Source organism: Escherichia sp. MAL-1, from assembly GCF_052948035.1.
In genome coordinates this window covers 2885845-2911030 of sequence record NZ_CM129609.1, presented here as the reverse complement: position 1 = coordinate 2911030, position 25186 = coordinate 2885845, and the positions used below count along the sequence as shown (strand labels likewise).

At 50.5% G+C, this 25186-nt stretch carries 22 protein-coding genes; 9 read left to right on the top strand and 13 right to left on the bottom strand.

The genetic code is table 11. The features are described from left to right. Positions 1 to 34: 34 nt before the first annotated feature. Entirely contained in the window at positions 35 to 949 is a 915-nt protein-coding gene (gene ldcA, locus ACU8XX_RS14565; protein ID WP_000051560.1) for a muramoyltetrapeptide carboxypeptidase, read from the bottom strand. A gap of 99 nt (positions 950 to 1048) precedes the next feature. Between ldcA and emtA the strand changes: the two genes are divergently transcribed. Then, entirely contained in the window at positions 1049 to 1660 is a 612-nt protein-coding gene (gene emtA, locus ACU8XX_RS14560) for a membrane-bound lytic murein transglycosylase EmtA (RefSeq protein WP_001301104.1), read from the top strand. A gap of 1 nt (position 1661) precedes the next feature. Here the strand turns inward: emtA and ycgR are convergent, their stop codons facing one another. Next, the gene (ycgR, locus tag ACU8XX_RS14555; protein ID WP_000020169.1) at positions 1662 to 2396 is read right to left on the bottom strand and encodes a flagellar brake protein YcgR; all 735 of its coding nucleotides are present in this window, start codon (positions 2394 to 2396) and stop codon (positions 1662 to 1664) included. Positions 2397 to 2596: 200 nt separating this feature from the next. On the opposite strand from ycgR, the gene ACU8XX_RS14550 reads away from it, so the two are divergent. Together ACU8XX_RS14550 and ycgY are read left to right on the top strand one after the other, a co-directional pair. Then, on the top strand, positions 2597 to 2851 hold the full coding sequence (locus tag ACU8XX_RS14550; protein ID WP_001310727.1) for a GlsB/YeaQ/YmgE family stress response membrane protein: 255 nt from the start codon (positions 2597 to 2599) through the stop codon (positions 2849 to 2851). A 177-nt stretch (positions 2852 to 3028) separates the two neighbouring features. Further along, positions 3029 to 3469 carry a protein YcgY gene (gene ycgY / locus ACU8XX_RS14545; RefSeq protein ID WP_000615067.1) on the top strand — a complete coding sequence of 147 codons (441 nt, stop codon included), beginning with the start codon at positions 3029 to 3031 and terminating at the stop codon, positions 3467 to 3469. A gap of 78 nt (positions 3470 to 3547) precedes the next feature. Here ycgY and treA read toward each other — a convergent pair whose 3' ends face one another. From treA to dhaK, 4 genes are all read right to left on the bottom strand, one after another. Continuing rightward, entirely contained in the window at positions 3548 to 5245 is a 1698-nt protein-coding gene (treA, locus tag ACU8XX_RS14540) for an alpha,alpha-trehalase (RefSeq protein WP_240765192.1), read from the bottom strand. Between the two features lie 319 nt (positions 5246 to 5564). Further along, entirely contained in the window at positions 5565 to 6983 is a 1419-nt protein-coding gene (gene dhaM, locus ACU8XX_RS14535; RefSeq protein WP_001301101.1) for a dihydroxyacetone kinase phosphoryl donor subunit DhaM, read from the bottom strand. A 10-nt stretch (positions 6984 to 6993) separates the two neighbouring features. After that, positions 6994 to 7626 (bottom strand): dihydroxyacetone kinase subunit DhaL, encoded by a 633-nt coding sequence (gene dhaL, locus ACU8XX_RS14530; protein ID WP_016242051.1) that lies wholly within the window; start codon positions 7624 to 7626, stop codon positions 6994 to 6996. A 10-nt stretch (positions 7627 to 7636) separates the two neighbouring features. After that, complete coding sequence (dhaK, locus tag ACU8XX_RS14525) at positions 7637 to 8707, bottom strand: dihydroxyacetone kinase subunit DhaK (RefSeq protein WP_000733715.1); 1071 nt, start codon at positions 8705 to 8707, stop codon at positions 7637 to 7639. A 227-nt stretch (positions 8708 to 8934) separates the two neighbouring features. Here dhaK and dhaR point away from each other — a divergent pair, with 227 nt between their 5' ends. Further along, positions 8935 to 10854, top strand: a complete 1920-nt coding sequence (dhaR, locus tag ACU8XX_RS14520; protein WP_240765190.1) for a dihydroxyacetone kinase operon transcriptional regulator DhaR — start codon at positions 8935 to 8937, stop codon at positions 10852 to 10854. 99 nt (positions 10855 to 10953) lie between these two features. Here the strand turns inward: dhaR and ACU8XX_RS14515 are convergent, their stop codons facing one another. The 3 genes from ACU8XX_RS14515 to pth form a co-directional block, all read right to left on the bottom strand. Then, positions 10954 to 13821: an autotransporter outer membrane beta-barrel domain-containing protein gene (locus ACU8XX_RS14515; RefSeq protein ID WP_001328993.1), complete on the bottom strand. Its 2868-nt coding sequence runs from the start codon at positions 13819 to 13821 to the stop codon at positions 10954 to 10956. A gap of 768 nt (positions 13822 to 14589) precedes the next feature. Beyond that, positions 14590 to 15681, bottom strand: a complete 1092-nt coding sequence (ychF, locus tag ACU8XX_RS14510; protein ID WP_000505866.1) for a redox-regulated ATPase YchF — start codon at positions 15679 to 15681, stop codon at positions 14590 to 14592. A gap of 116 nt (positions 15682 to 15797) precedes the next feature. Then, positions 15798 to 16382, bottom strand: coding sequence for an aminoacyl-tRNA hydrolase (gene pth / locus ACU8XX_RS14505; protein WP_000152933.1), 585 nt, complete (start codon positions 16380 to 16382; stop codon positions 15798 to 15800). Between the two features lie 277 nt (positions 16383 to 16659). Between pth and ychH the strand changes: the two genes are divergently transcribed. Continuing rightward, positions 16660 to 16938: a stress-induced protein YchH gene (gene ychH, locus ACU8XX_RS14500; protein WP_000823885.1), complete on the top strand. Its 279-nt coding sequence runs from the start codon at positions 16660 to 16662 to the stop codon at positions 16936 to 16938. A 54-nt stretch (positions 16939 to 16992) separates the two neighbouring features. On the opposite strand, the gene dauA is transcribed toward ychH, so the two are convergent. The 4 genes from dauA to lolB all read right to left on the bottom strand — a co-directional run bounded on the left by dauA (position 16993) and on the right by lolB (position 21369). Next, a complete protein-coding gene (gene dauA / locus ACU8XX_RS14495; RefSeq protein ID WP_001033352.1) occupies positions 16993 to 18672 on the bottom strand; it encodes a C4-dicarboxylic acid transporter DauA in 1680 nt (559 codons plus the stop codon). 124 nt (positions 18673 to 18796) lie between these two features. Further along, positions 18797 to 19744 (bottom strand): ribose-phosphate diphosphokinase, encoded by a 948-nt coding sequence (prs, locus tag ACU8XX_RS14490; RefSeq protein ID WP_001298109.1) that lies wholly within the window; start codon positions 19742 to 19744, stop codon positions 18797 to 18799. 150 nt (positions 19745 to 19894) lie between these two features. Then, positions 19895 to 20746, bottom strand: a complete 852-nt coding sequence (ispE, locus tag ACU8XX_RS14485) for a 4-(cytidine 5'-diphospho)-2-C-methyl-D-erythritol kinase (protein WP_001260323.1) — start codon at positions 20744 to 20746, stop codon at positions 19895 to 19897. Continuing rightward, positions 20746 to 21369: a lipoprotein insertase outer membrane protein LolB gene (gene lolB, locus ACU8XX_RS14480; RefSeq protein ID WP_001130692.1), complete on the bottom strand. Its 624-nt coding sequence runs from the start codon at positions 21367 to 21369 to the stop codon at positions 20746 to 20748. Before lolB ends, ispE begins: the two co-directional genes overlap by 1 nt. A 213-nt stretch (positions 21370 to 21582) precedes the next feature. Between lolB and hemA the strand changes: the two genes are divergently transcribed. From hemA to sirB2, 4 genes are read left to right on the top strand one after another with little or no spacing between them, the layout of a single operon-like run. Then, complete coding sequence (hemA, locus tag ACU8XX_RS14475; RefSeq protein WP_001295619.1) at positions 21583 to 22839, top strand: glutamyl-tRNA reductase; 1257 nt, start codon at positions 21583 to 21585, stop codon at positions 22837 to 22839. Positions 22840 to 22880: 41 nt separating this feature from the next. Further along, on the top strand, positions 22881 to 23963 hold the full coding sequence (gene prfA / locus ACU8XX_RS14470; protein ID WP_000804726.1) for a peptide chain release factor 1: 1083 nt from the start codon (positions 22881 to 22883) through the stop codon (positions 23961 to 23963). Next, a complete protein-coding gene (prmC, locus tag ACU8XX_RS14465) occupies positions 23963 to 24796 on the top strand; it encodes a peptide chain release factor N(5)-glutamine methyltransferase (protein WP_000456454.1) in 834 nt (277 codons plus the stop codon). The genes prfA and prmC overlap by 1 nt, the downstream gene beginning before the upstream one ends. Further along, on the top strand, positions 24793 to 25185 hold the full coding sequence (sirB2, locus tag ACU8XX_RS14460) for an invasion regulator SirB2 (RefSeq protein WP_001409175.1): 393 nt from the start codon (positions 24793 to 24795) through the stop codon (positions 25183 to 25185). Before prmC ends, sirB2 begins: the two co-directional genes overlap by 4 nt. Position 25186 lies beyond the last annotated feature (1 nt).

The following is a 25186-nucleotide window of genomic DNA, read 5'->3' as shown; positions in this document are numbered from 1 at the left end:
ACAGCGTTTTACTTAGCCCTGAAGCGTGATTTTTTTACATTTTAAGAACAGGATGACCGCTAATCGTCAACTGAGTGCCTTCCCGGGTGTTATTCAGAATGGCATGTGCGCCCAACGGCAGCGTAACCGTGCGTTGTTCATGACCAAAATCGAGGCCGGTAATGAGTGGAATCGACAGGCGGGAACGCAAAAACGCGTACACTGACTCCAGGTTGTAACCTGCGTCATAATCATTGGGCGTGCTGCCGCTAAAGCTACCGAGAATAATCGCCTTCTGACGTGGCAAAATTCCCGCATGATAGAGCTGCAATAGCATACGTTCGACCCGGAAAGGGTGCTCGTTAATATCTTCCAGCACCAGAATACCGTTCTCAATTTTTGGCATCCACGGTGTACCGATCAGTGAAATCAGCATCGCAAGATTGCCTCCCCACAACGTGCCTTCGGCCCGACATGTCGGGCCTTCCCCTTGCCATTCAATGGTGAAGGTTTCATTGCGTAACGCCAGCCAGAAATGGTGCTCGGTAAAGGCGTTCAGTTCATCCGCGCCAAAGTTTGCTACCAGCATGGGGCCGCTAAAGGTGATGACATTGCCATGCGCCAGAAGACCGCACTGAATGGCGGTAAAATCGCTATGTCCGCAAATGAGCAACGGGTCATGTTGTTGGCGAGCCACCAGTGCCTGCCAGTCAATATCTGCCAGTAAACGACTGGCACCGTAACCGCCGCGTACAGCCAGCACGATGGTGTTGGGGGTAGTCAGTCTGGCAAGGGAATTGAGATCTTCCAGACGCTCTGTTTCCGTACCCGCAAAACGCTCACAACGACGGGCAATAACCTCGACGTTATTGACTTGATGCCCCGCGTCGGTAAGGCGCTGGATACCACGCAGCGCGGCGTGCTGTTTAATGCAGTAACCCGATGGGGCAATTAAGTGAAACAGAGACATGGCAATTCCTTGCTGACAACAGAAACGAAATGTATATCATGCCGCTTAGGTGTGCCGTTGTCACCTCAACGGCGATTCCAGGCTATAAGGATAGAAGAAGTGAAATTGAGATGGTTTGCCTTTTTGATTGTGTTATTAGCGGGTTGTTCATCAAAGCATGACTATACGAACCCGCCGTGGAACGCGAAAGTTCCGGTGCAACGTGCGATGCAGTGGATGCCAATAAGCCAGAAAGCCGGTGCAGCCTGGGGCGTCGATCCACAATTGATCACGGCGATTATCGCTATCGAATCGGGTGGTAATCCGAACGCGGTGAGTAAATCGAATGCCATTGGTTTGATGCAGTTAAAAGCTTCAACCTCCGGACGTGATGTTTATCGCCGTATGGGTTGGAGTGGTGAGCCGACGACCAGCGAGCTGAAAAATCCAGAGCGTAATATTTCAATGGGGGCGGCTTACCTGAATATTCTGGAAACCGGCCCGCTGGCAGGCATTGAAGATCCGAAGGTACTGCAATATGCGCTGGTGGTGTCATACGCTAACGGGGCAGGTGCGCTGCTACGGACTTTCTCGTCAGATCGGAAAAAGGCGATCAGCAAAATCAACGATTTGGATGCTGACGAGTTCCTCGAACACGTAGCGCGAAATCACCCTGCGCCGCAGGCTCCGCGCTATATCTACAAACTTGAGCAGGCACTGGACGCGATGTAAATCAGTCGCGCACTTTGTCCGCTTTTTCCCGGGCTTCTCGCTCGAGAGAGAAAATAATCCGCTGTAATTGCCGCTCCACCGTCGGGCTGACGTTAAGAAAACGGAAGCTCAGACGGGGAGTGGTGATGGTTTCATTCTTGCCATCAATCACTTTGCGCTCGCTGATGGAGATTAACTGGGCGTCAAAGTGAAAAACACCCCATTGCCCCATGTTGACTTCAATCTGAGCGAAGCGCATGCCTTCTTGTAATTCGGCAGGCTTTGCTGTTTCCAGTAATGCGCCCATGCCGCCTAACGACAAATCATACAGGCGGAAACGTAACGTACTGTTATCCGCCAGTTTGGTCTGGCAAAAATAAGGCGGATGGAGTGGGGCGGAGATGCGGAAATATCGGCGTCGTTGTACAAACCATAAGGTGGGAGGCGGTACGGTAATAAATGCCGGAAGCTGCAAGTATTCACTCTGCTGTAGTTGTTCAACAGTAAACTCGACTTTCGCACCCTGAGTTTCGGCGGTAATGGTAATGTGCTGTGCCTTTAGCACGGCGATGTTGTCTTCGGCTTGACTGCCGAAATCCAGCACCAGTTTATCCGGGGTTATTGCCAGTAATTTGCTGATCAGCTGCCCGCCATTCCAACTGAGACGCAAAGGAATTGCGGCTTTGTGCAAATCGCGTAACACGCCCAGGACGGCTAACGGATTTTGTTTCAGGAACTGCTCATGGTAATGACTCACGCGGAAAAACTCCTGACTGACAAACTGTCTTTGGTTTATCGGTCACAGTTAACAAAACTTAATACAAATGCGTGAATATTTTTTACATGTTGTTCTTAAATCAGCCGACATACGCCCAGCATCGATCCCGCCCTTGCCTATACTTAGAGCGTTGATGTAAGCATTTCTTGCGTCCGATTCATCGAAACGAGGGCCTGAACATGGGAATTATTGCCTGGATTATTTTTGACCTGATAGCCGGCATTATCGCCAAGCTAATCATGCCGGGGCGTGATGGTGGTGGATTTTTCCTGACCTGTATTCTCGGGATAGTCGGTGCGGTGGTCGGCGGCTGGCTGGCGACCATGTTTGGCATTGGCGGCTCCATCAGTGGTTTTAATCTGCACAGCTTCCTGGTGGCGGTGGTGGGAGCTATTCTCGTTCTGGGCATATTCCGCCTCCTGCGAAGAGAATAAGATTTTCATAAGGCGGATAGCGATACAGATGCCGCTATCCGCTTTCACATCAGAACGTATACTCGACACCTGCTTTACGGGTGAAAAAAATCAATATAGCACTTCGATATCCGATAAAGTCGGTTCCCGGTAACAACAACAGAATCCTTTTTTAATTATTGTTTCGTTGTTTTTGGTGTGATTCAGAAAATAAATATTTTAGACAGTAGCCAGTCAGGCGTTAAAAATGGGGCGGATAGTGAGGCGGTTTTGGCTGCGCTTATTGAACATTTAGAATTGATCAATCCTTCTGGCAGATTAAGCCAAAATACCCGTTCGGCAATGCTTCAGTTACGCGAAGAGGAATGGTCTGAATTCTTTTTTTGGTTGCTAAATTCTCTGGAGTGTCTGGATTATGTGATTATTAATTTAACTCCAGAAAGCAAAAAAACGTTGATGAGTGAACACCGTAACAATATTCAGGTAGCAATTGATGCTTTATATAGCCAACGTCGGCGTAAATCGCCGGGTGATGAAAGTGAAACACTTACCCGTAGAAATGACGCTATCTTCGGCAACCACGTATGGCAAACATTTGCGCAATACTTCCCGCCAGGACTTGAAAAACCGTCTGTGTAGAAAAAACCATAGCTATGGTGTTATCTGCCGACAACGCCATCCGGAGAAGCCGAATGACGTTGTCGGAGTAAGCGCTGGTTAAGGTGTGGGTTGTGCCTCTTTGGTTGAGGGTTGCGTCGTTGCTGACTTAACGGTCGGACGCGTCGCCGGAACATTGTCACACGGTTGCTCTTTCGGGCAGATCAAATCCAGCATTTTCAGCGTCACGCCATTGGTCCAGCCAAAGCCATCCTGTAATGGATATTCGCCACCGCCGCCCCCCGTTCCGGTGGTGCTGACATCATATTTTTCCACCAGCTTTTTCTCCCGGTCATAGGTGTGCTGAACATTGGTCAGGAAGTGCCAGCTAATGTCCATCGCCACCTCTTTTTGCCCGTAGTTTTGTAATCCTTCTGTCGCGACCCACTGTAACGGTGCCCAGCCATTTGGCGCATCCCATTGTTGCCCACTTTTCACCGACGTGGTGTTCAGGCCGCCGGGTTGCAGCAGATGTGTTTTCGTCGCCGTCGCCATTTTGTTGGCGCGATCTTTCGCTGCCGCATTGACGTACAGCGGGAACAGGGCGGCCGCGGTTAACTGATTGCGCACTTTATGACTTTTCAGGTCGTAATCGGCATACCAGCCTTGTTGATCGTTCCACAGGTATTTTTCGATCCCTTTTTGACGGGCATTTGCCAGCGTTTCGTACTGGTTTGCCATCGCGTTATCTCCGGCAGCTTTGCTGGCGCGGGCGAGGATTTTTTCCATTTTAAACATCAGGCTGTTCAGATCGACCGGTACGATGCTGGTGGTGCGTAAGGTATTTAACTGCTGCGGGTTGTCCATCCAGCGCGAGCTGAAATCCCAGCCAGACGCAGCGGCAGAGCGCAGGTCGCGGTAAATTTCAGTGGCAGGTCGATTCGGATTGCTTTTGGCGGTGGCAATATCTTCCACCCATGACTCTGGTCGTGGCGTATCGCGATCGTCCCAGTAGCGGTTGAGAAGGGTACCATCCTGAAGTTTGACAACGCGTTTTTCCTGTTGTCCGGCTTGCAGGTTTTCAACACCGTCCATCCAGTAAGCATATTCTTTTTGCATTTGCGGCAGGTATTGCTTCAACGCGGCATCGCCTTCATGCTGCGCCAGTAACTCTACCATCAGGGCAAAGAAGGGCGGTTGCGAGCGGCTTAAATAGTAACTGCGGTTGCCGTTGGGAATATGACCGTAAGTGTCTATTTCATGAGCAAAATTGGCCACCATATCCGCGACTTTATCCCAGTGACCGCTTTCGGCAAGTCCTAACATGGTGAAGTAACTCTCCCAGTAATATACCTCGCGAAAGCGTCCGCCCGGCACGACATAAGGTTCCGGCAGCGGTAACAGAGAATCCCATTTTTCGGTGTTTTCGGTAGAACGCGTTAATACCGGCCAAAGTCCGTCAATATGTTCGCGCAGTGACTGCCCCTCTGGCGGAACATATTTCTCGCCTTCTTTCGGCAGGGTGAAATTGACGTTAACGAAATGGCGCAGATCAAATCCGCTCTGGTTTTGCTGCATCCGATAATCAGCAAGGATCATCAGCGGATCGCTGTTCGGCACGGCATCGGCAAAGGTTTTTTGGTCCGGAAAAAGTTTGGCGTTTTGCACATCATTAAACAGCGGCCCTAATAAAATATCAGGCGGCTGTGGTGTTACCGGTGTTTCTTCTGCCTGCACCGATAGCGCAGCGAAACACAAAAAGATACAGGCTGGAATTAACGCCATTTTTTGCGGGCGAGAAGGTGCGGGGGATTTCATCAATCATTCTCCTTTGGCGAAACCGAATAAAACGGTATTCAAGTATCAGAAAACCTTAGTTCAGGATTGCACTAGCTGCATGATCGAAATCTCATTCTGCGAACTGTCAGGCATTTTAGAAAAGGGAATTAAAGGGATAAATAACGGCGAAATAGAGTGATCAAATAACGTCTGTTTATTAGCCAGCCAGCGGCGTTGGGTTCGTGATTAGCGAAGAAAAATCATCATAAATTGGTGAAAAATATAACAGGTAGTTAAAAACCATTAGTGCTGAGTAAATTGCCGGATGACATCAGAACGATGCCATCCGAACAGTGGCTTAACCCTGACGGTTGAAACGTTGCGTTTTAACGTCCAGCGTTAGCGTTTCTTCTGGTTGTATCGCATACAGTTTCTCACCCTGCTGGCAAATCCAGCCAATCCCCAGTTCACGGGCGATTAGGGCGCTGTGGGATACCGGACTTCCGGCGCTAAGGCAGATACCTTTTACAACCGCCGGATCCAGTTGCAGTACTGTGGAAGGATAAATGTTCTCCGCCAGTAGAATAGTTGGCGAGTTAAACTGCGGGAGTTCTTCTTTCGTTTGGGTCAGGTGGACCAGGGTGCGATGCAGAAGATCGTCCACATCAATATAGCGAGCTTGTAGATATTCATCATCCAGTTGCTGGTATTGCTGGCTAAGTTCTTTAAGAACTTGCTGCCAGGCATATTCTGCCGTGCAATGTTCATGCTGAAGGAGTTCGCTTGCCGCCGCCAGCAGTTCCGGATCATCTAACAGTGTATGGTGACCAGAAAAGATTGCGGCAATATCGTCAAGCCCGCTGGCTTCTGCTTTCGCTGTTAACGTCATCAGATCTAATAACGTGAAGTCAATAGCCTGGCGTAATCGATCTTGTTCTTCTTCCACGGTCAGGGTTGATTTTGCCTGTACCGTACATAAAACTGGTTGATAATAAAAGGCTTTACCCGAAACAGGCGGAACGGGACGCAGAGTAGGTGGAGCGACTTCCTCCGTTTCACCAAAGTTATCTTCAGCCAGCTGACGGAAAGCGATCAGTGCCTCTTCAGCTTCTGGCCCTTTCGCAATCAGGCGCAGCGTATCGTTATAGCGAACTTGTAGTAACGCAATCTGGTTAATACTCTCTGGTGTGACGCATTTGCCGTTTTTTTCCAGCAACATATCGGCATTAAATGTCGATAAGGTATAAACCAGCCGGGAGGCCGGACGTACATGCAGGCCGTTACGGTTTTTTATGACCACCGCCAGAGAACGGGCTTCTTCATCGTACGCAGGACATGTGTCAGAGATTTCAGTGTCGGAGGACGGTAAACCCAGTTGTTCACGTTTGGCTTCCAGCGCATGCATGGCGTCAAAGATAACTTTGTCGATATCCGCCCCCGAGGCCGCGCTGACCGTTGCTGCCAGTGTACCTTCGACCAACGGCGCAGCACACAAACGTACTTTTGCGGCGATCTCGGGAGCCAGCAATTCCAGCGCAGTTTCAGCACTCAATAATGCGCTACCCATATCCATCATGACCAGCACATGGTCGGCATCAGCAACAGATTCGATGGCCTCCATCACTTTGACGGCATCGGTACCAATGGGATTTTGTGGATCGTCAATTCCCGCGGCAATGGCGATTTTACAACTATCACTCATTAACATCTGACGGGCTAATTCACCGACACCTTCTCCCAGTCGGCTGCTATGTGAAACTATGACCAGGTTTACCATCACCAATTCCTTACTCTTTTGCGGCTAACGCCAACATTTGCATCATAAACATCACCGAGGTCGCGCCGGGATCCTGGTGACCAATACTGCGTTCACCGAGATAACTGGCGCGGCCTTTGCGGGCTTGCATCGTAATCGTACTTTGTGCAGCGGATTCGGCGATGCTACTGGCAGCTTCGAGCGCCACCGGAACAGAGAGATTTTGCTCGCTGGACTGACGTAACGATTCCACCACCGGCACCCACACATCACACATGGTTTTATCGCCAGGTTCGGCTTTCCCGCGACTGATTACGCCGTCCGCGCCATCGCGGAACATCTGATAAAGCTCTTCCAGTGTCAGGCTTTGCCGTGCCTGGGTCGCCTGTGCGGCGCGGATAAAGAAGGTACCGAACAGCGGACCACTGGCACCACCGACGCTGGAAAGCAGCGTCATACCGGTATTCTTGAGAATGAAACCGATATCTTTATCTGCGATAGCAGGGAGTTTTTCCACCACTTTGCTAAAGCCTCGGTTCATATTTAGCCCGTGGTCAGCATCGCCAATTTCGCGATCCAGTCCGGTAAGATACTCGCCCTCGGTGCTGAAAATATCGCCACAACGAGTGAGCCAGTTAACAATTTGAGTTCTGCTCAGTGACATTGCTTTCTCCTTATTTACCCCAGTTAAGGGCCGGGGTGTGGACCGGGGCGTCCCAGAGTGCCAGCGTTTCGTCATCAACTTTCAGTAAGGTGATTGAGAAACCGGTCATATCCAGTGAGGTGCAGTACGCGCCAATTAAATTACGTTCGATAGTCAATCCCGCTTGCTGGCAACGTGTGGTCAGGCGGTTATAGACGCCGTACAGCTCAGAAAGCGGAGTTGCGCCAAGATTGTTAACCAGCGCAATCACCCGATCGCCAGACTGGAGCGGTTGTTTGGTTTGTTGTTCTTCCTGCCAACTGCCTTGTTGATAATCCCAGAAACGCAAAGTGCGATGGTATGAGCCATTTACCAGCAGGGTGTCGAACATTTCATCGACGGTTTGATCAAGGGAAGAGAAGGGGCGGCGGTCAATACCCGGCTCACCATGAATGCCGACGCCAAACTCCATCTCATTATCCGCCAGGGTAAAAGAAGGTTTGCCCGCGGCAGGAACGGTACAGGCACCGAGAGCGATACCTATTGAGTGGCCTTGATTATTCAGCTTACGCCCCAGTTCCGCACAGGCGTCCAGTGAGTCGCCACGCTCCGCCGCTGCGCCTACGAGTTTTTCAATTAATACGGTGTTGGCAACGCCGCGTCGCCCGGCAGTATAAAGACTGTCTTTTACCGCAACGTCGTCATCAATGACCACAGTGGTCACTTTTACGCCGCTATCGTGCAGTAACTCGGTCGCTGTTTCAAAGTTAAGAATATCGCCGGTGTAATTTTTGATAATCAACAGTACACCTTCGCCGCCATCAACTTGCATGGCGCATTCAAAGATTTTATCGGGCGTCGGTGAGGTGAAAATTTCGCCCGGACAGGCCCCCGAAAGCATCCCCTGACCGATATAACCACAGTGCATCGGCTCGTGTCCGCTGCCGCCACCCGACAGCAGGGCGACTTTTCCTGCAACAGGGGCATCAGCTCGGGTGACATACACCGGATCCTGATGCAGTGTCAGCGATGGATGCGCTTTCGCCAGTCCTGCCAGTTGTTCGTCCAGTACGTCTTGCACATCATTGATCAATTTTTTCATTATTTTGCTCCAGCAATTACGGTAGGGCATGGATGATGTTCAACGACACGGCGACCACTGACTGCCGATGAATCCATTGTGCATCAGGCAAGGGAAAAGAAAATTAGCCCAAATTATGTTTCATAGTGAAACATATGCTTTAATGAATGTTCCATATTGAAACTTTTACGTGTATTAATACTTAAAATTGCGAGCCGGAACACCTTTTGTCATAAGGGATGCGGGATATGAGTGGCGCTTTTAACAACGATGGTCGGGGCATATCTCCCTTAATTGCAACCTCCTGGAAGCGATGCAATAAGCTGATGAAACGGGAGACATGGAACGTACCACATCAGGCCCAGGGCGTGACATTTGCTTCTATTTATCGGCGTAAGAAAGCGATGCTGACGCTCGGGCAGGCTGCGCTGGAAGATGCCTGGGAATATATGGCACCGCGAGAGTGTGCGCTGTTTATCCTCGATGAAACCGCCTGCATTCTCAGCCGTAATGGCGATCCGCAAACCTTGCAGCAGCTAAGTGCACTGGGATTCAATGACGGCACGTATTGCGCCGAGGGAATTATTGGTACTTGTGCGCTATCGTTAGCGGCTATCTCTGGTCAGGCCGTGAAAACGATGGCCGATCAACATTTCAAACAGGCACTCTGGAACTGGGCCTTTTGTGCAACGCCGTTGTTTGACAGCAAGGGCCGATTGACGGGAACAATAGCGCTGGCGTGTCCGGTTGAGCAAACTACCGCAGCTGATTTGCCGTTGACGTTGGCAATCGCCCGCGAGGTCGGAAATTTACTGCTGACGGACAGTTTGCTCGCTGAAACTAACCGTCATTTAAATCAACTTAATGCCCTGTTAGAAAGTATGGATGATGGCGTGATTAGCTGGGACGAGCAGGGTAATTTGCAATTTATTAATGCCCAGGCGGCGCGGGTCTTGCGCCTTGACGCGACGGCAAGTCAGGGACGGGCAATCACTGAACTCTTAACGTTACCCGCCGTATTGCAACAAGCAATAAAACAGGCACATCCGCTCAAACACGTAGAAGCAACCTTTGAAAGCCAGCACCAGTTTATTGATGCGGTGATAACCCTTAAACCGATAATAGAAACGCAGGGAACCAGCTTTATTTTGTTGCTCCATCCTGTGGAACAGATGCGGCAGTTGATGACCAGTCAATTAGGAAAAGTCAGCCATACCTTCGCTCATATGCCACAGGACGATCCGCAAACCCGCCGCTTGATTCATTTTGGTCGCCAGGCGGCGCGCAGTAGCTTTCCTGTCCTGCTTTGTGGAGAAGAGGGCGTGGGCAAGGCACTGCTAAGTCAGGCAATTCATAATGAAAGCGAGCGTGCTGCAGGTCCTTATATCGCCGTCAATTGTGAGTTATATGGTGATGCTGCGCTGGCGGAAGAATTTATTGGTGGCGATCGCACGGACAATGAAAATGGCCGTCTGAGTCGGCTGGAACTGGCACACGGCGGCACGCTGTTTCTTGAAAAGATTGAATATCTGGCGGTGGAGTTACAGTCTGCTTTGCTTCAGGTTATCAAGCAGGGGGTTATCACGCGACTGGATGCGCGGCGTTTAATACCAATTGATGTCAAAGTGATTGCAACAACGACCGCGGACCTCGCAATGCTGGTGGAACAAAATCGTTTTAGTCGCCAGCTGTATTACGCGCTGCATGCATTTGAAATTACCATCCCGCCTCTGCGTATGCGGCGTGGCAGCATTCCGGCGCTGGTGAATAACAAATTACGCAGTCTTGAAAAACGCTTCTCTACGCGGCTGAAAATTGATGACGATGCCCTCGCTCGCCTGGTTTCTTGTGCATGGCCAGGCAACGATTTTGAACTTTACAGCGTCATCGAGAATCTTGCTCTGAGTAGTGATAACGGGCGCATTCGCGTCAGTGATTTGCCGGAACATCTGTTTACCGAGCAGGCGACAGATGATGTCAGCGCCACCCGCCTTTCCACCAGTCTGTCATTTGCGGAAGTTGAAAAAGAGGCAATTATTAACGCAGCCCAGGTCACAGGCGGTCGCATTCAGGAAATGTCGGCTTTACTTGGGATCGGCCGCACTACGCTGTGGCGGAAAATGAAGCAACATGGCATTGATGCAGGGCAGTTTAAGCGCCGGGTATGAAAGACAGAAACGATTTCTGATACATCAGAGTGATCTGTATTTCATTCCGGCGCACGCTAACAATTTTCAGCATCGTTTAAGGGCTTGTCTATCCCGCACTTAAAAGCTGAAGCGATATCCTCCGTTGACTTGCTTCTGATCAAAGAGGTTACCCTGCGTGTAATCCGCTTCGAGATAGAATGTGTGCTGTTTGTTATACTGTGCACTGACTCCCACGCCGTTATTCCAGCCATTACCTTTGAAACTGTACTTCTCCCGGGAGTTGTTCAACAGATATTCGGTATCCCCTGAAAACTCGCGGATAGCGCCAGTCTTCACATAGACATTCAGCTGGCTGTTGCCTGCGGTGATGTCATACCCCAGTATCATGCTGGCACGCCCCAGCAGCGATTCGTAGTGATTCAGATGTATATTGAGGCCATTACTCGCCTTCATAGTCATCTCATTCTGGTGGCTGTATGTAAGCTGGGTTTGCGGCTCTATATAGAACCCATAACCAGTAGGGGACAGGTTGAACCTCTGCCCGGCTTCCAGGGAGATGCTCATTCCATTCGCAGTGCCGTTGGCGTTAACGCCGTTGTTCTGACTGTCCAGTACGTGGAAACTATTTTTCTGGCGCGATGCTTTTATAACGAGATCGCTGTAAAAACCGTTTTGTGCCATGTAACTGGCGTACATTCCCATGTAGTCTGAACGTGCGGTACCGTCGCCTCCGCTATAGTCCGGCGATGCATGTGTTGAGCCAATATACAGACCGACATACAACGGCATTACATCAGAGAGACGTTTATCCCCACCAAACTGGATACCGCTGTAACCCATGTCAAAGCCGCTCAGTTTGCCACTGGCAAAGGAGTCCAGGCTTCCCCCATAACTGCGCAACCAGATATTACCGTCTTTACTCTGATTTCGCAGGTCACCCATCCGTTGCATCAGCGTACGGTTTTCAACATAGTTCAATAAGTAACCGACATTGAGATAATTGCCGCCAGCATCTGCGGTCGTGGTGGGTTTAGGCGTGGGAGCGGGTTCAGGCGTAGGATCGGGGTTGACTATGGGAGGCTGAGCGGGAGCTGGTGTGGGTTCAGGATTAGGAGTCGGTTCCGGAACTGTCCCGGAAGCGTAAAGCTCCCAGTTAGTGCCATTTTTACGCACATCGTACAGATATCCCCCCAACTCAACCTGAGAAGACGCGCTGAACGAGGCCGCGCCGTCAGTGGTTTTTACCACTGTCAGAACTTCATTTCCCGTTGTGGCCTCGCTGCCCTGGTTGCGGATAGCCAATACGTGATTACCAGCACTACTCCCGCTGATATTCAATAAATCCCCTTTATTATTAACGCCATTACCCTCGCCAACAACATCAGCACGCATAATAAAGGTACTGTTACCGCTCAGGTTCTCTACGTTTAATGTGGCAAATGTGCCGGCAGTTGACCCGTGGCTGGCAAAATCGACAGTTGAATGGCTCAGCGCCAGCGTGTCGAGATTAGAATTACTTGTTACGTTCCAGACGCTGTTATTCATTGCAACGTCCAGTTTTCCGCCATTGACATTATCGCTGAGGGAGGAACCTGTCCAAACCGACCCAGGGTGCATATCCAGATTGATTAGCCCACCTTTGGAAAGAACGCTACCGTTGATAAGCATACGACCCGAGGCGTTGATGCGGCTGGCGGCATAACCATCGTCATGTTGCGTTGCGATGGCCATCTGGTCGGGTGTACTCATATCAATGACCAGATCGCTCGTGAGGTCGATCTGGCTGTTGGTCATGGCATAAATTCCCCTGGCTCCTGCCGCGCCGGTGATAGCCAAACTGTCTCCGGTTATTCTACCGCCGCTGAGAGCCCACAAACCCAGCGCCAGACTGCCATTACGATCAACTGTAATATCGGTATTTTGCATGTTGACAACAGCCGTTGCCGTCTGGGCCGAGGCACCATAAGAACCGCCGGAAAAGATGCTGTTTCGTTGCGCTGCCGTGCCAGTAAAATTGATTATCGCGTCTGAACCACTGGTGACGAGGCCACCGCCCTGCGCGGAAGAAATATGGCTATCTGCACCGATAGTGGTTGTACCACCACGAACTTCGACGCCATTGGCCGCGGCTCCAGTTACATCAACAGTGAGTGCATTCGCGCTAACCTGGCCAAAGCTCCAGAGGCCGTGAGCATTATCGCCATTGGTTTTAATGGTACTGTTTGTTCCGAGATCGACAACAGAGTTTTTCTGTACGTTTATCCCCATGGCGCTGTAGCCCTGAACATCGATTGTCAGGTCTGTAGCCGTAAAACGCGCAGCACCATTGGCGTTATTGCCGTTGAGACCACCGATATAAACACCTGTACTTCCATCGGTCGTGATTTTACTTCCGCTTCCAAGATCGACACTGGTGCCATAGTCATTGATGGTTAGGCCTATACCGTTCGAGTTTTCAATGGTGAATTGAGTGGCTGTTAGTGTTGAGCTATGCCCAATAATGATGCCGTCATCGTTACTCTTAATGGTGCTGCCTGTGCCTAAGTCAGCATGGGTATAGTCACCAATTAAGTTAATGCCGATGGCAGAGGTTTGACCAACAACATCTACTGTGAGTCGGTTAGCTGTCAGGGAGCTGTTTTTGCCCTGAATAATGATTCCTTTTGCATATCCAGAGGCGTCGTTGACATTGACGGTGACATCATTACCCAGGTTGATATTGCCAGGCGTGTTTCCTGCTGGGGTCATTACACTATAGAGGTTTCCTGATGGATCGGCGGTATCTCCTGTAATTCTGTCACCATCATTAATAGTAATATTGGTGCCATATTGACTTCCTGTATCAGCAGCTATCAGCAGGGGGGGGAATATAATTGCATTCAAACCAATAGCGCCAAATTTTATCAGTTGAATTGAGGGCGAACGGATTTTTAATTCAGCGAGACGATCTGCTTTGGTATTCCCATTGTGTTGTTTGATGCCCATACCACTCCTATATAGTACCCAGACTATGGGTCTATGGATTTTGTCATTTTGTTTAAATCAATGAATAATATCCTCTTATCATCATGATATTTGTATGGTGCAATCATGATGAGCTTCTCAGAGAATAATTCTCTATTACCGGGCAAAATCAGGAACACAGGAGTTAATATATATTTAACATCCCCCTTACAAAGGTGAGTTTATATCGAGTTATTCCCTAAGTTGTCGTTACTTATTCCAATTCGTTACTATAAATATGGCAAAAATATTACAACAAACAGCGGTTAAAAAATTTGGTGAAGATTTTTTGTAATAATCCTAATTAGTTATGGGAATTTCGCTTGATGTATCTGCATAACAAAAACAATATGCGCCATTTTTGCATTACTAATAAGAAAAAGCAAAAAACATCGATATTCATTTTTGGTCAATGGGTTTTCTGGCCTATCGTTGTTATTGTGCTACTGGTTATCATTTTCATCTTGCCAGCATATTGGAGCGTGATCAATTTTGATCAGCTGTGAAGGGGGCTGATGTGTAGTGATACAAAAACTTACGTTATATCACTGCTAATGAGATATCCGTCATCTGAACACTTATGTCTTTAATTATTCTCGTGGTTCACTATAGGCAATAAGCACAAAAGTGTAGGATGTTACAAGAATGATTAGGACTCGGTGAAATGAAAAATCCACGCAATTGCGTGGATTTTATATACTTTTGCGCTCTTCATGAGATTTAGCGAAACCTCATGAGACAATAAATTAATTAGACGTTGAAAAGGAAGTTCATCACATCGCCATCTTTCACGATGTAATCTTTACCTTCTGCACGCATTTTGCCTGCTTCTTTCGCGCCTTGTTCACCTTTGTAAGTGATGAAATCTTCAAACGAGATGGTTTGTGCACGGATAAAGCCTTTTTCAAAATCAGTATGGATTTTGCCCGCTGCCTGCGGCGCGGTTGCTCCAACCGGAATGGTCCATGCACGCACTTCTTTCACCCCAGCGGTGAAGTAAGTTTGCAGGTTCAGCAGTTTATAACCGGCACGGATCACACGGTTCAGGCCCGGCTCTTCCAGCCCAAGCTCCTGCATAAACTCGTCACGTTCTTCGTCGTCCAGTTCGGCAATGTCTGCTTCAACAGCAGCACAAACCGGAACCACAACAGAACCTTCTTTCGCCGCGATTTCACGCACCTGGTCAAGATATGGGTTGTTTTCAAAACCGTCTTCGTTGACGTTGGCGATGTACATTGTTGGTTTCAGCGTCAGGAAGCTCAGGTAACGAATAGCCGCTTTCTCTTCAGCGCTTAAATCCAGCGCGCGCAGCATACCTGCATTTTCCAACTGGGGCAGGCATTTTTCCAGGACCGCCAGCTCAGCTTTCGCGTCTTTATCGCCACCTTTGGCTTTCTTCTGTACGCGATGAATCGCACGTTCGCAGGTGTCGAGGTCTGCCAGCGCCAGTTCGGTGTTGATAACTTCAATATCGTCAGCCGGGTTAACTTTGCCGGAAACGTGAATGATGTTGTCATTTTCAAAGCAGCGAACAACGTGACCGATCGCTTCGGTTTCACGGATGTTGGTCAGGAACTGGTTACCCAGACCTTCGCCTTTCGATGCGCCTTTTACCAGACCGGCGATATCGACAAATTCCATGGTCGTGGGAAGCGTACGCTGCGGTTTTACGATTTCAGCCAGTTGATCCAGGCGAGGATCAGGCATTGGTACGACGCCTGTGTTCGGCTCAATGGTGCAGAATGGAAAGTTGGCCGCTTCAATACCGGCTTTGGTCAGCGCGTTGAACAGGGTAGATTTCCCGACGTTGGGCAAACCGACGATACCGCATTTGAATCCCATGATTTAAATCACCTTAATATCTTAATAATCAACCTGTTATTGCTAACAGATTGCAGAAATGGAAATAACTTTGCCTATTATACACGGCACTCGGCAAAAATGCCGCAGACAACGACTTATTGCGCTTTAAAGGCGTGCAATCGGTTCGTTGCTTTGGTCAAGCCATCTGTAAACCACATTTCAGTACAACGCGCCGCTTCGTCAATGGCTTCATCAATTAACTTCTGTTCACTAACAGGCGGTTTGCCTAACACAAAACCGACAACTTTATTTTTATCGCCCGGATGACCGATTCCGATGCGTAAACGGTGAAAGTTAGGGTTATTACCCAATTTACTGATGATGTCTTTCAGTCCATTGTGACCACCATGGCCACCGCCCAATTTAAATTTGGCGACGCCAGGAGGCAGATCCAGTTCGTCGTGGGCCACCAGAATTTCGTCCGGATTAATGCGGAAAAAACTGGCCATCGCCGCAACGGCTTTGCCGCTGAGATTCATAAATGTAGTCGGGACTAACAGGCGGACATCTTCGCCTCCAAGAGTGACTCGCGAAGTATAACCAAAGAATTTAGCCTCTTCGCGCAGCGGAGCGCGCAAACGCTCTGCCAGTAAGTCAACGAACCAGGCACCAGCATTATGTCGCGTTGCGGCGTATTCAGCACCGGGGTTCGCCAGGCCGACAATCAATTTAATCGTCACGTTTTTTTGTCCTGAGTGTGTACATAACTGGCGCGTAGTTTACTGGTTGCGGCCCCGCTTGACAAAAAACTGCGTATCAAATGCAGATAACGTAATAATTGCCTGAGTGGACTATTAGAAAGTCAAGGTGTTCAGGCGTTTATTTGTAAAGTTTTGTTGAAATAAGGGTTGTAATTGTGATCACGCCCGCACATAACCCACTGGGTGTTGTCTATACTTTACACATAAGGAAGAGGGGTATTCCCTGTTACAACCCAGAAAGTTCCGGAGGTGACATATGAAACGCAAAAACGCTTCGTTACTCGGTAACGTGCTCATGGGGTTGGGTCTGGTGGTAATGGTGGTCGGCGTGGGGTATTCAATCCTCAACCAGTTACCACAGTTTAATATGCCCCAGTATTTCGCACATGGTGCAGTGCTAAGTATTTTCGTCGGTGCCATTCTCTGGCTGGCGGGTGCCCGTGTTGGCGGGCATGAACAGGTGTGCGACCGTTACTGGTGGGTTCGTCACTATGACAAACGTTGCCGCCGTAGCGATAATCGCCGTCATAGCTAACAAATAATGCAGTTTGCTGACCAGTCAGTTTGCGCTGACTGGTCAATCTCGTACTTATAAATCCGCCATCGCCGCGCGACGATTCGGGAAGAACGCGAGGCGTCCCGGGATCGGTTGAATGCCTGCGCGAGCCATAGTGCGCAGTGGCTGGAATTCCACGTTGCACACGCGCAGTTCACATCCTTCGGGCAGACGCTTCACAAAACGCTGGAACGCATCAAGACCACCAGCATCAAGTACCGGAACGGCATCCCACTTCAGAATCACAATCCGTTTGCCTTCAAGACGTGACTCCAGGTCCGTGAACAAGCCTTCAGCAGCAGCAAAAAACAGCGGGCCAATAACGCGCAGTACCAGAACATCGTCTGGAACATCTACGACTACCGGTGCCAGGCGAGTCATACGTGCGATACGACGCATAAACAGCAGCGATGCCAGCACGATCCCCACGCTGATGGCAATAACCATATCAAACAGCACGGTCAGCGACATGCACAGCAGCATGACAATGATGTCATCTTTCGGTGCATGACGCAGCAAGTCGACCACTTTATGCGCTTCACTCATGTTCCACGCCACCATCAACAGCAGGGCTGCCATAGCGGAAAGCGGCAGCCAGGAGAGCAGCGGTGCCAGTACCAGCAGGGCAAGAATAACCAGAATAGAGTGGATCACCGCCGAGATAGGGGAAGTTGCCCCGGCACGGACGTTAGCGGCAGAACGCGCGATGGCAGCTGTAGCGGTAATACCACCAAAGAACGGAGCGATAATATTCCCCAGTCCCTGTCCAACCAGTTCGCTGTTCGCCTTGTGTTTCGTCCCGGTCATACCATCCAGTACCACGGCGCAGAGCAGAGATTCGATTGCGCCGAGCATTGCCATTGAGAATGCCGCAGGCAGCAGTGTGCGAATAGAATCCCAGGTTAGCGTGAATTCTGAATTAGGCAGATCCCACGGCAGCACCAGTTGCGGCAGCAGTTGCGGAATACCGTTACCCTGAGAACCATCGGCCAGGACGTAGTGGAATTGCGAACCGATGGTAGCAACATGTCCGCCGAGCAGGTTAACAATCCCCATCACCGCGCAACCAGCCAGCAAGGCCGGAAGGTGACCGGGTAAACGAATGCCCAGACGCGGCCAAAAAACAAGAATACCTAGCGTCACAATGCCAATGGCAGCATCACCCACATTAATGGTCGGCAGCGCCATAAATAATGCGCCGACTTTTTGTAGATAATGTTCCGGGACATGGGCCATTTGCAGACCGAGAAAATCTTTAATCTGCATGGTACCGATGGTGATCCCGATACCCGAGGTGAAACCTAAGGTGACGGAAACCGGAATATACTCAATCAGGCGACCAAAGCGTGCCAGACCCATCAGAATCAAAAAGATCCCCGACAGCAAGGTCGCAACCAGCAGTCCTGCCAGTCCAAACTGTTGCGACACGGGATAGAGAATTACCACAAATGCCGCAGTCGGACCGGAAACGCTAAAGCGTGACCCACCCGTCAGAGCAATGACAATCCCCGCAACAGCTGCGGTATATAAACCGTACTGGGGTGCCACACCACTACCAATAGCCAACGCCATCGCCAGCGGGATAGCAATAATCCCGACGGTTATCCCGGCAATCAGGTCACGGGTAAACCGTGCGGCAGTATATTTTTCTTTCCAGCAAGCGTCGATCAGAGCGCGGAAAGGCATCACATGTGAGGAAAATATTTTGTTCACAATAATGTTTCATCCGTGAGCGCATCATCTGTCAACTAAATGGCAGGTGAAGGAGGCATAGGTCATACAAATGGATATTACAGACAAAAAAACCCGCCGCAGCGGGTCTTTGAGCCGGGTTCGATTAGTGTTCGAACATGGCAGAGATCGATTCTTCGTTGCTGATACGACGAATCGCTTCGGCCAGCATACCTGACAGGGTCAGAGTACGCACGTTCGGCAGTGATTTGATTTCATCGCTCAGCGGAATGGTATCGCAGACAACGACTTCATCAATTACAGAGTTACGCAGGTTGTTCGCCGCGTTGCCAGAGAAGATCGGGTGAGTCGCGTACGCAAATACACGTTTAGCACCACGTTCTTTCAGAGCTTCAGCAGCTTTACACAGCGTACCGCCAGTGTCGATCATATCATCGACCAGTACGCAGTCACGACCTGCAACGTCACCGATGATATGCATCACCTGTGAAACGTTCGCACGCGGACGACGTTTGTCGATGATTGCCATATCGGTATCGTTCAGCAGCTTAGCGATAGCGCGGGCACGCACAACGCCGCCGATGTCCGGAGAAACCACAATTGGGTTATCCAGATTCAGCTGCAGCATGTCTTCCAGCAGGATCGGGCTACCAAATACGTTATCAACCGGAACGTCGAAGAAACCCTGAATCTGTTCAGCGTGCAGATCCACTGTCAGCACACGGTCAACACCGACGCTGGAGAGGAAGTCTGCAACCACTTTCGCAGTGATTGGTACACGAGCGGAACGGACGCGACGGTCCTGGCGCGCATAGCCAAAGTAGGGGATAACAGCGGTGATACGACCTGCGGAAGCACGACGCAGGGCATCAACCATAACGACTAATTCCATCAGGTTGTCGTTAGTAGGGGCACAAGTGGACTGGATGATGAAAATATCACCACCGCGTACATTTTCATTAATTTGTACGCTGACTTCGCCATCGCTAAAGCGACCTACAGCGGCGTCGCCGAGTGAAGTGTACAGGCGGTTGGCAATACGTTGTGCTAGTTCCGGGGTGGCGTTACCAGCAAAAAGCTTCATATCAGGCACGAGAAGAACCTCAGGCATGCGTCCATTGGTGGAAAGAATCTGCCGAAAACTGTGCGGGCCAGGCATGATCCTTTCCAGGCGGTGTATTAAAGAGCGCGATGCAACGTCTGGAACAAGGTGACGTTGTCACCGAAACTCAGCTTGCCCGGCTTAAAGCATGGCTCTGTGCAATGGGGAAAGATTAACGCCTTTCGCCACAAAGCCATTGAGCCATTCCGGGGCTTGCTCTAGCACCTGGCGGGCTTCAGACTCTGTATCAAATTCAGCAAAGACACAGGCCCCTGTCCCAGTCAGGCGCGACGGGGCGTATTCTAACAGCCAGGAAAGCACCGCATCAACCTCGCGAAAACGTTTTCTTGCGATAACCTCGCAATCATTGCTGAATTCACATTTTAGCAACGTTTCTATTGACCTTTTTGGCGTATTGCGCGGGAGTTCAGGATCTTTAAAAATCACCGGAGTCGGAATACTTACACCAGGGTGCGCCACCAGATACCACTTCTCTGGCGGATCCACCGGCGTTAGTATTTCACCAACGCCTTCGGCAAACGCGGCATGCCCCCGAACAAAGACAGGAACATCTGCGCCCAGCGTCAGCCCCATTTCCGCCAGCTCATCCATGCTTAGCCCGCATTGCCAGAGATGATTTAATGCCACCAGGACCGTCGCGGCATTGGATGAACCACCGCCGAGACCGCCGCCCATCGGCAAACGCTTATCAATGCTGATATCCGCACCGCTTCCCGTCGGAAGACGCCCGCTGTCTGCCGCAGTTTTCATCAACAACCGCGCTGCGCGAACGATCAGGTTATCTTCATGTTCCACGCCTTCAACGGGCGTTAACAGACGAATATCCCCATCGTCACGAAGCTCAATGCTGATGGTGTCGCCGTAATCAAGAAACTGAAACAGCGTTTGCAGCGTGTGGTAACCATCCGCACGCTGACCGGTAATGTATAAAAACAGATTAAGTTTTGCCGGAGAGGGCCACTGTGTCCGCATTATTTCACTATCCAGTTATCCATTTTTAACTTGATGCGTTGACCACCGTCGGTGAGTTCCATATTGGCTGGCATCGCAGGTTGCGTTTTGGTGTCATAACCACCATAAACAACCTTCCAGTTTTTGCCATTCTGGCTGTAGGTAATTTCGCTCAGGCGGTACTGGTCGTCCAGTTTGTAGTCGGTTGCATCACCCGGTAAACCTAAAATCCACTGGCGCAAGCTGTTGAGCGGAATTGGCATTCCGGTCAATTTGCCAATCATCTCTTCGGCGTCATCGGCGGTATAACGCTGACCTTTATTGTCGACTAACTGCACGTTACCCGGTTGAGCATTCAGCTCCAGTTCCGTGCTGCCCAATGGGTTAGTGAGCAGCAGACGGTAGCGATCCTGGCCGGTTTGCTGCCAGAAAAAGCGGGCGTACACTTTTTGTTGGTCAGAAATATAAGCGAACGCGCCGCGAGTCTGATACTGATTAAGATTGCGCACGTCTTGCTGATGCTGACGCCATTGTGGCGAATCCGGGCTTTTGCCAGGACCTTTGGGCGTGGTAACGGAACAGGCAGTGAGCACAAGAGCAGCCAGCGGTAGCAGGCGGATAAGACGAAAATCGGGCAGGGGCATAGTGATGACAAGTCCTTGAGATACGTTGCAGTTATAACCCTTAATGCTAGCGTTACCGTCCGCTATCGTCTATGTTCAAGTTGTCTTAATTGCCAGAATCTAACGGCTTTCGGCAATTACTCCAAAAGGGGGCGCTCTCTTTTATTGATCTTACGCATCCTGTATGATGCAAGCAGACTAACCCTATCAACGTTGGTATTATTTCCCGCAGACATGACCCTTTTAGCACTCGGTATCAACCATAAAACGGCACCTGTATCGCTGCGAGAACGTGTATCGTTTTCGCCGGATAAGCTCGATCAGGCGCTTGACAGCCTGCTTGCGCAACCGATGGTGCAGGGCGGCGTGGTGCTGTCGACGTGCAACCGCACGGAACTTTATCTTAGCGTTGAAGAGCAGGATAACCTGCAAGAGGCGTTAATCCGCTGGCTTTGCGATTATCACAATCTTAATGAAGAAGATCTGCGTAAAAGCCTCTACTGGCATCAGGATAACGACGCGGTTAGCCATTTAATGCGTGTTGCCAGCGGCCTGGATTCATTGGTTCTTGGGGAGCCGCAGATCCTCGGTCAGGTTAAAAAAGCGTTTGCCGATTCGCAAAAAGGCCATATGAAGGCCAGCGAACTGGAACGCATGTTCCAGAAATCTTTCTCTGTAGCGAAACGCGTTCGCACTGAAACAGATATCGGTGCCAGCGCTGTGTCTGTCGCTTTTGCGGCTTGTACGCTGGCGCGGCAGATCTTTGAATCGCTCTCTACGGTCACAGTGTTGCTGGTAGGCGCGGGCGAAACCATCGAGCTGGTAGCGCGTCATCTGCGCGAACATAAAGTACAGAAGATGATTATCGCCAACCGCACTCGCGAACGTGCCCAAATACTGGCAGATGAAGTTGGCGCGGAAGTGATTGCCCTGAGTGAGATCGACGAACGTCTGCGCGAAGCCGATATCATCATCAGTTCCACCGCCAGCCCGTTACCGATTATCGGGAAAGGCATGGTGGAGCGCGCATTAAAAAGCCGTCGCAACCAACCAATGCTGTTGGTGGATATTGCCGTTCCGCGCGATGTTGAGCCGGAAGTTGGCAAACTGGCGAATGCTTATCTTTATAGCGTGGACGATCTGCAAAGCATCATTTCGCACAACCTGGCGCAGCGTAAAGCCGCAGCGGTTGAGGCGGAAACTATTGTCGCTCAGGAAACCAGCGAATTTATGGCGTGGCTGCGAGCACAAAGCGCCAGCGAAACCATTCGCGAGTATCGCAGCCAGGCAGAGCAAGTTCGCGATGAGTTAACCGCCAAAGCGTTAGCGGCCCTTGAGCAGGGCGGCGACGCGCAAGCCATTATGCAGGATCTGGCATGGAAACTGACTAACCGCTTGATCCATGCGCCAACGAAATCACTTCAACAGGCCGCCCGTGACGGGGATAACGAACGCCTGAATATTCTGCGCGACAGCCTCGGGCTGGAGTAGCAGTACATCATTTTCTTTTTTTACAGGGTGCATTTACGCCTATGAAGCCTTCTATCGTTGCCAAACTGGAAGCCCTGCATGAACGCCATGAAGAAGTTCAGGCGTTGCTGGGTGACGCGCAAACTATCGCCGACCAGGAACGTTTTCGCGCATTATCACGCGAATATGCGCAGTTAAGTGATGTTTCGCGCTGTTTTACCGACTGGCAACAGGTTCAGGAAGATATCGAAACCGCACAGATGATGCTCGATGATCCTGAAATGCGTGAGATGGCGCAGGATGAACTGCGCGAAGCTAAAGAAAAAAGCGAGCAACTGGAACAGCAATTACAGGTTCTGTTACTACCAAAAGATCCTGATGACGAACGTAACGCCTTCCTCGAAGTCCGTGCCGGAACCGGCGGCGACGAAGCGGCGCTGTTCGCAGGCGATCTGTTCCGTATGTACAGCCGTTATGCCGAAGCCCGCCGCTGGCGGGTAGAAATCATGAGCGCCAGCGAGGGTGAACATGGTGGTTATAAAGAGATCATCGCCAAAATTAGCGGTGATGGTGTGTATGGTCGTCTGAAATTTGAATCTGGCGGTCATCGCGTGCAGCGTGTTCCTGCTACGGAATCGCAGGGGCGTATTCATACTTCTGCTTGTACCGTTGCGGTAATGCCAGAGCTGCCTGACGCAGAACTGCCGGACATCAACCCAGCAGATTTACGCATTGATACTTTCCGCTCGTCAGGGGCGGGTGGTCAGCACGTTAACACCACCGATTCGGCAATTCGTATTACTCACTTGCCGACCGGGATTGTTGTTGAATGTCAGGACGAACGTTCACAACATAAAAACAAAGCTAAAGCACTTTCTGTACTCGGTGCTCGCATCCACGCTGCTGAAATGGCAAAACGTCAACAGGCCGAAGCGTCTACCCGTCGTAACCTGCTGGGGAGTGGCGATCGCAGCGACCGTAACCGTACTTACAACTTCCCACAGGGGCGCGTTACCGATCACCGCATCAACCTGACGCTCTACCGCCTGGATGAAGTGATGGAAGGTAAGCTGGATATGCTGATTGAACCGATTATCCAGGAACATCAGGCCGACCAACTGGCGGCGTTGTCCGAGCAGGAATAATGGAATATCAACACTGGTTACGTGAAGCAATAAGCCAACTTCAGGCGAGCGAAAGCCCGCGGCGTGATGCTGAAATCCTGCTGGAACATGTTACCGGCAAAGGGCGTACTTTTATCCTCGCCTTTGGTGAAACGCAGCTGACTGACGAACAATGTCAGCAACTTGATGCGCTACTGACACGTCGTCGCGATGGTGAACCCATTGCTCATTTAACCGGGGTGCGAGAATTCTGGTCGTTGCCGTTATTTGTTTCGCCAGCGACCTTAATTCCGCGCCCGGATACGGAGTGTCTGGTGGAGCAGGCACTGGCGCGGTTGCCTGAACAACCTTGCCGTATTCTCGATCTCGGGACGGGTACCGGGGCGATTGCGCTTGCGCTGGCTAGCGAGCGCCCGGACTGCGAAATTACCGCTGTAGATCGTATGCCCGATGCTGTCGCTCTGGCACAACGTAATGCCCAGCATCTGGCGATCAAAAATATCCGCATTCTGCAAAGCGACTGGTTTAGTGCGCTGGCCGGGCAGCAGTTTACGATGATTGTCAGCAATCCGCCGTATATTGACGAGCAGGACCCACATCTTCAACAAGGCGATGTCCGCTTTGAGCCGCTCACTGCGCTGGTTGCGGCAGACAGTGGAATGGCAGACATCGTGCATATCATCGAACAGTCGCGTAACGCGCTGGTATCCGGCGGCTTTCTGCTTCTGGAACATGGCTGGCAGCAGGGCGAAGCGGTGCGACAAGCATTTATCCTCGCGGGGTATCATGACGTCGAAACCTGCCGTGACTATGGTGATAACGAGCGCGTAACGCTCGGCCGCTATTATCAATGACAAGTTTTTCTACACTGCTTAGTGTTCATCTTATTAGTATCGCGCTTTCTGTTGGGCTATTAACCTTACGTTTCTGGCTACGTTATCAGAAGCATCCACAGGCATTTGCTCGCTGGACGCGCATTGTGCCGCCGGTTGTCGATACGGTGTTATTGTTAAGCGGCATTGCGTTGATGGCTAAAGCGCACATCCTGCCATTTTCCGGGCAGGCACAGTGGCTGACTGAAAAGCTGTTTGGAGTTATCATTTATATCGTTTTGGGTTTTATTGCACTCGATTATCGTCGTATGCACAGTCAGCAGGCGCGCATTTTTGCCTTCCCGCTGGCGTTGGTGGTTCTGTACATCATCATTAAACTCGCCACCACAAAAGTACCGTTACTGGGGTAAG

Excerpts from the sequence above, each read along its gene's own strand:
- ldcA (WP_000051560.1), bottom strand. The coding sequence starts at position 949 with ATGTCTCTGTTTCACTTAATTGCCCCATCGGGTTACTGCATTAAACAG.
- ACU8XX_RS14550 (WP_001310727.1), top strand. The coding sequence starts at position 2,597 with ATGGGAATTATTGCCTGGATTATTTTTGACCTGATAGCCGGCATTATC.
- treA (WP_240765192.1), bottom strand. The coding sequence starts at position 5,245 with ATGAAATCCCCCGCACCTTCTCGCCCGCAAAAAATGGCGTTAATTCCA.
- dhaM (WP_001301101.1), bottom strand. The coding sequence starts at position 6,983 with ATGGTAAACCTGGTCATAGTTTCACATAGCAGCCGACTGGGAGAAGGT.
- dhaL (WP_016242051.1), bottom strand. The coding sequence starts at position 7,626 with ATGTCACTGAGCAGAACTCAAATTGTTAACTGGCTCACTCGTTGTGGC.
- dhaK (WP_000733715.1), bottom strand. The coding sequence starts at position 8,707 with ATGAAAAAATTGATCAATGATGTGCAAGACGTACTGGACGAACAACTG.
- dhaR (WP_240765190.1), top strand. The coding sequence starts at position 8,935 with ATGAGTGGCGCTTTTAACAACGATGGTCGGGGCATATCTCCCTTAATT.
- ACU8XX_RS14515 (WP_001328993.1), bottom strand. The coding sequence starts at position 13,821 with ATGGGCATCAAACAACACAATGGGAATACCAAAGCAGATCGTCTCGCT.
- ychF (WP_000505866.1), bottom strand. The coding sequence starts at position 15,681 with ATGGGATTCAAATGCGGTATCGTCGGTTTGCCCAACGTCGGGAAATCT.
- ychH (WP_000823885.1), top strand. The coding sequence starts at position 16,660 with ATGAAACGCAAAAACGCTTCGTTACTCGGTAACGTGCTCATGGGGTTG.
- ispE (WP_001260323.1), bottom strand. The coding sequence starts at position 20,746 with ATGCGGACACAGTGGCCCTCTCCGGCAAAACTTAATCTGTTTTTATAC.
- lolB (WP_001130692.1), bottom strand. The coding sequence starts at position 21,369 with ATGCCCCTGCCCGATTTTCGTCTTATCCGCCTGCTACCGCTGGCTGCT.
- hemA (WP_001295619.1), top strand. The coding sequence starts at position 21,583 with ATGACCCTTTTAGCACTCGGTATCAACCATAAAACGGCACCTGTATCG.
- prfA (WP_000804726.1), top strand. The coding sequence starts at position 22,881 with ATGAAGCCTTCTATCGTTGCCAAACTGGAAGCCCTGCATGAACGCCAT.
- prmC (WP_000456454.1), top strand. The coding sequence starts at position 23,963 with ATGGAATATCAACACTGGTTACGTGAAGCAATAAGCCAACTTCAGGCG.
- sirB2 (WP_001409175.1), top strand. The coding sequence starts at position 24,793 with ATGACAAGTTTTTCTACACTGCTTAGTGTTCATCTTATTAGTATCGCG.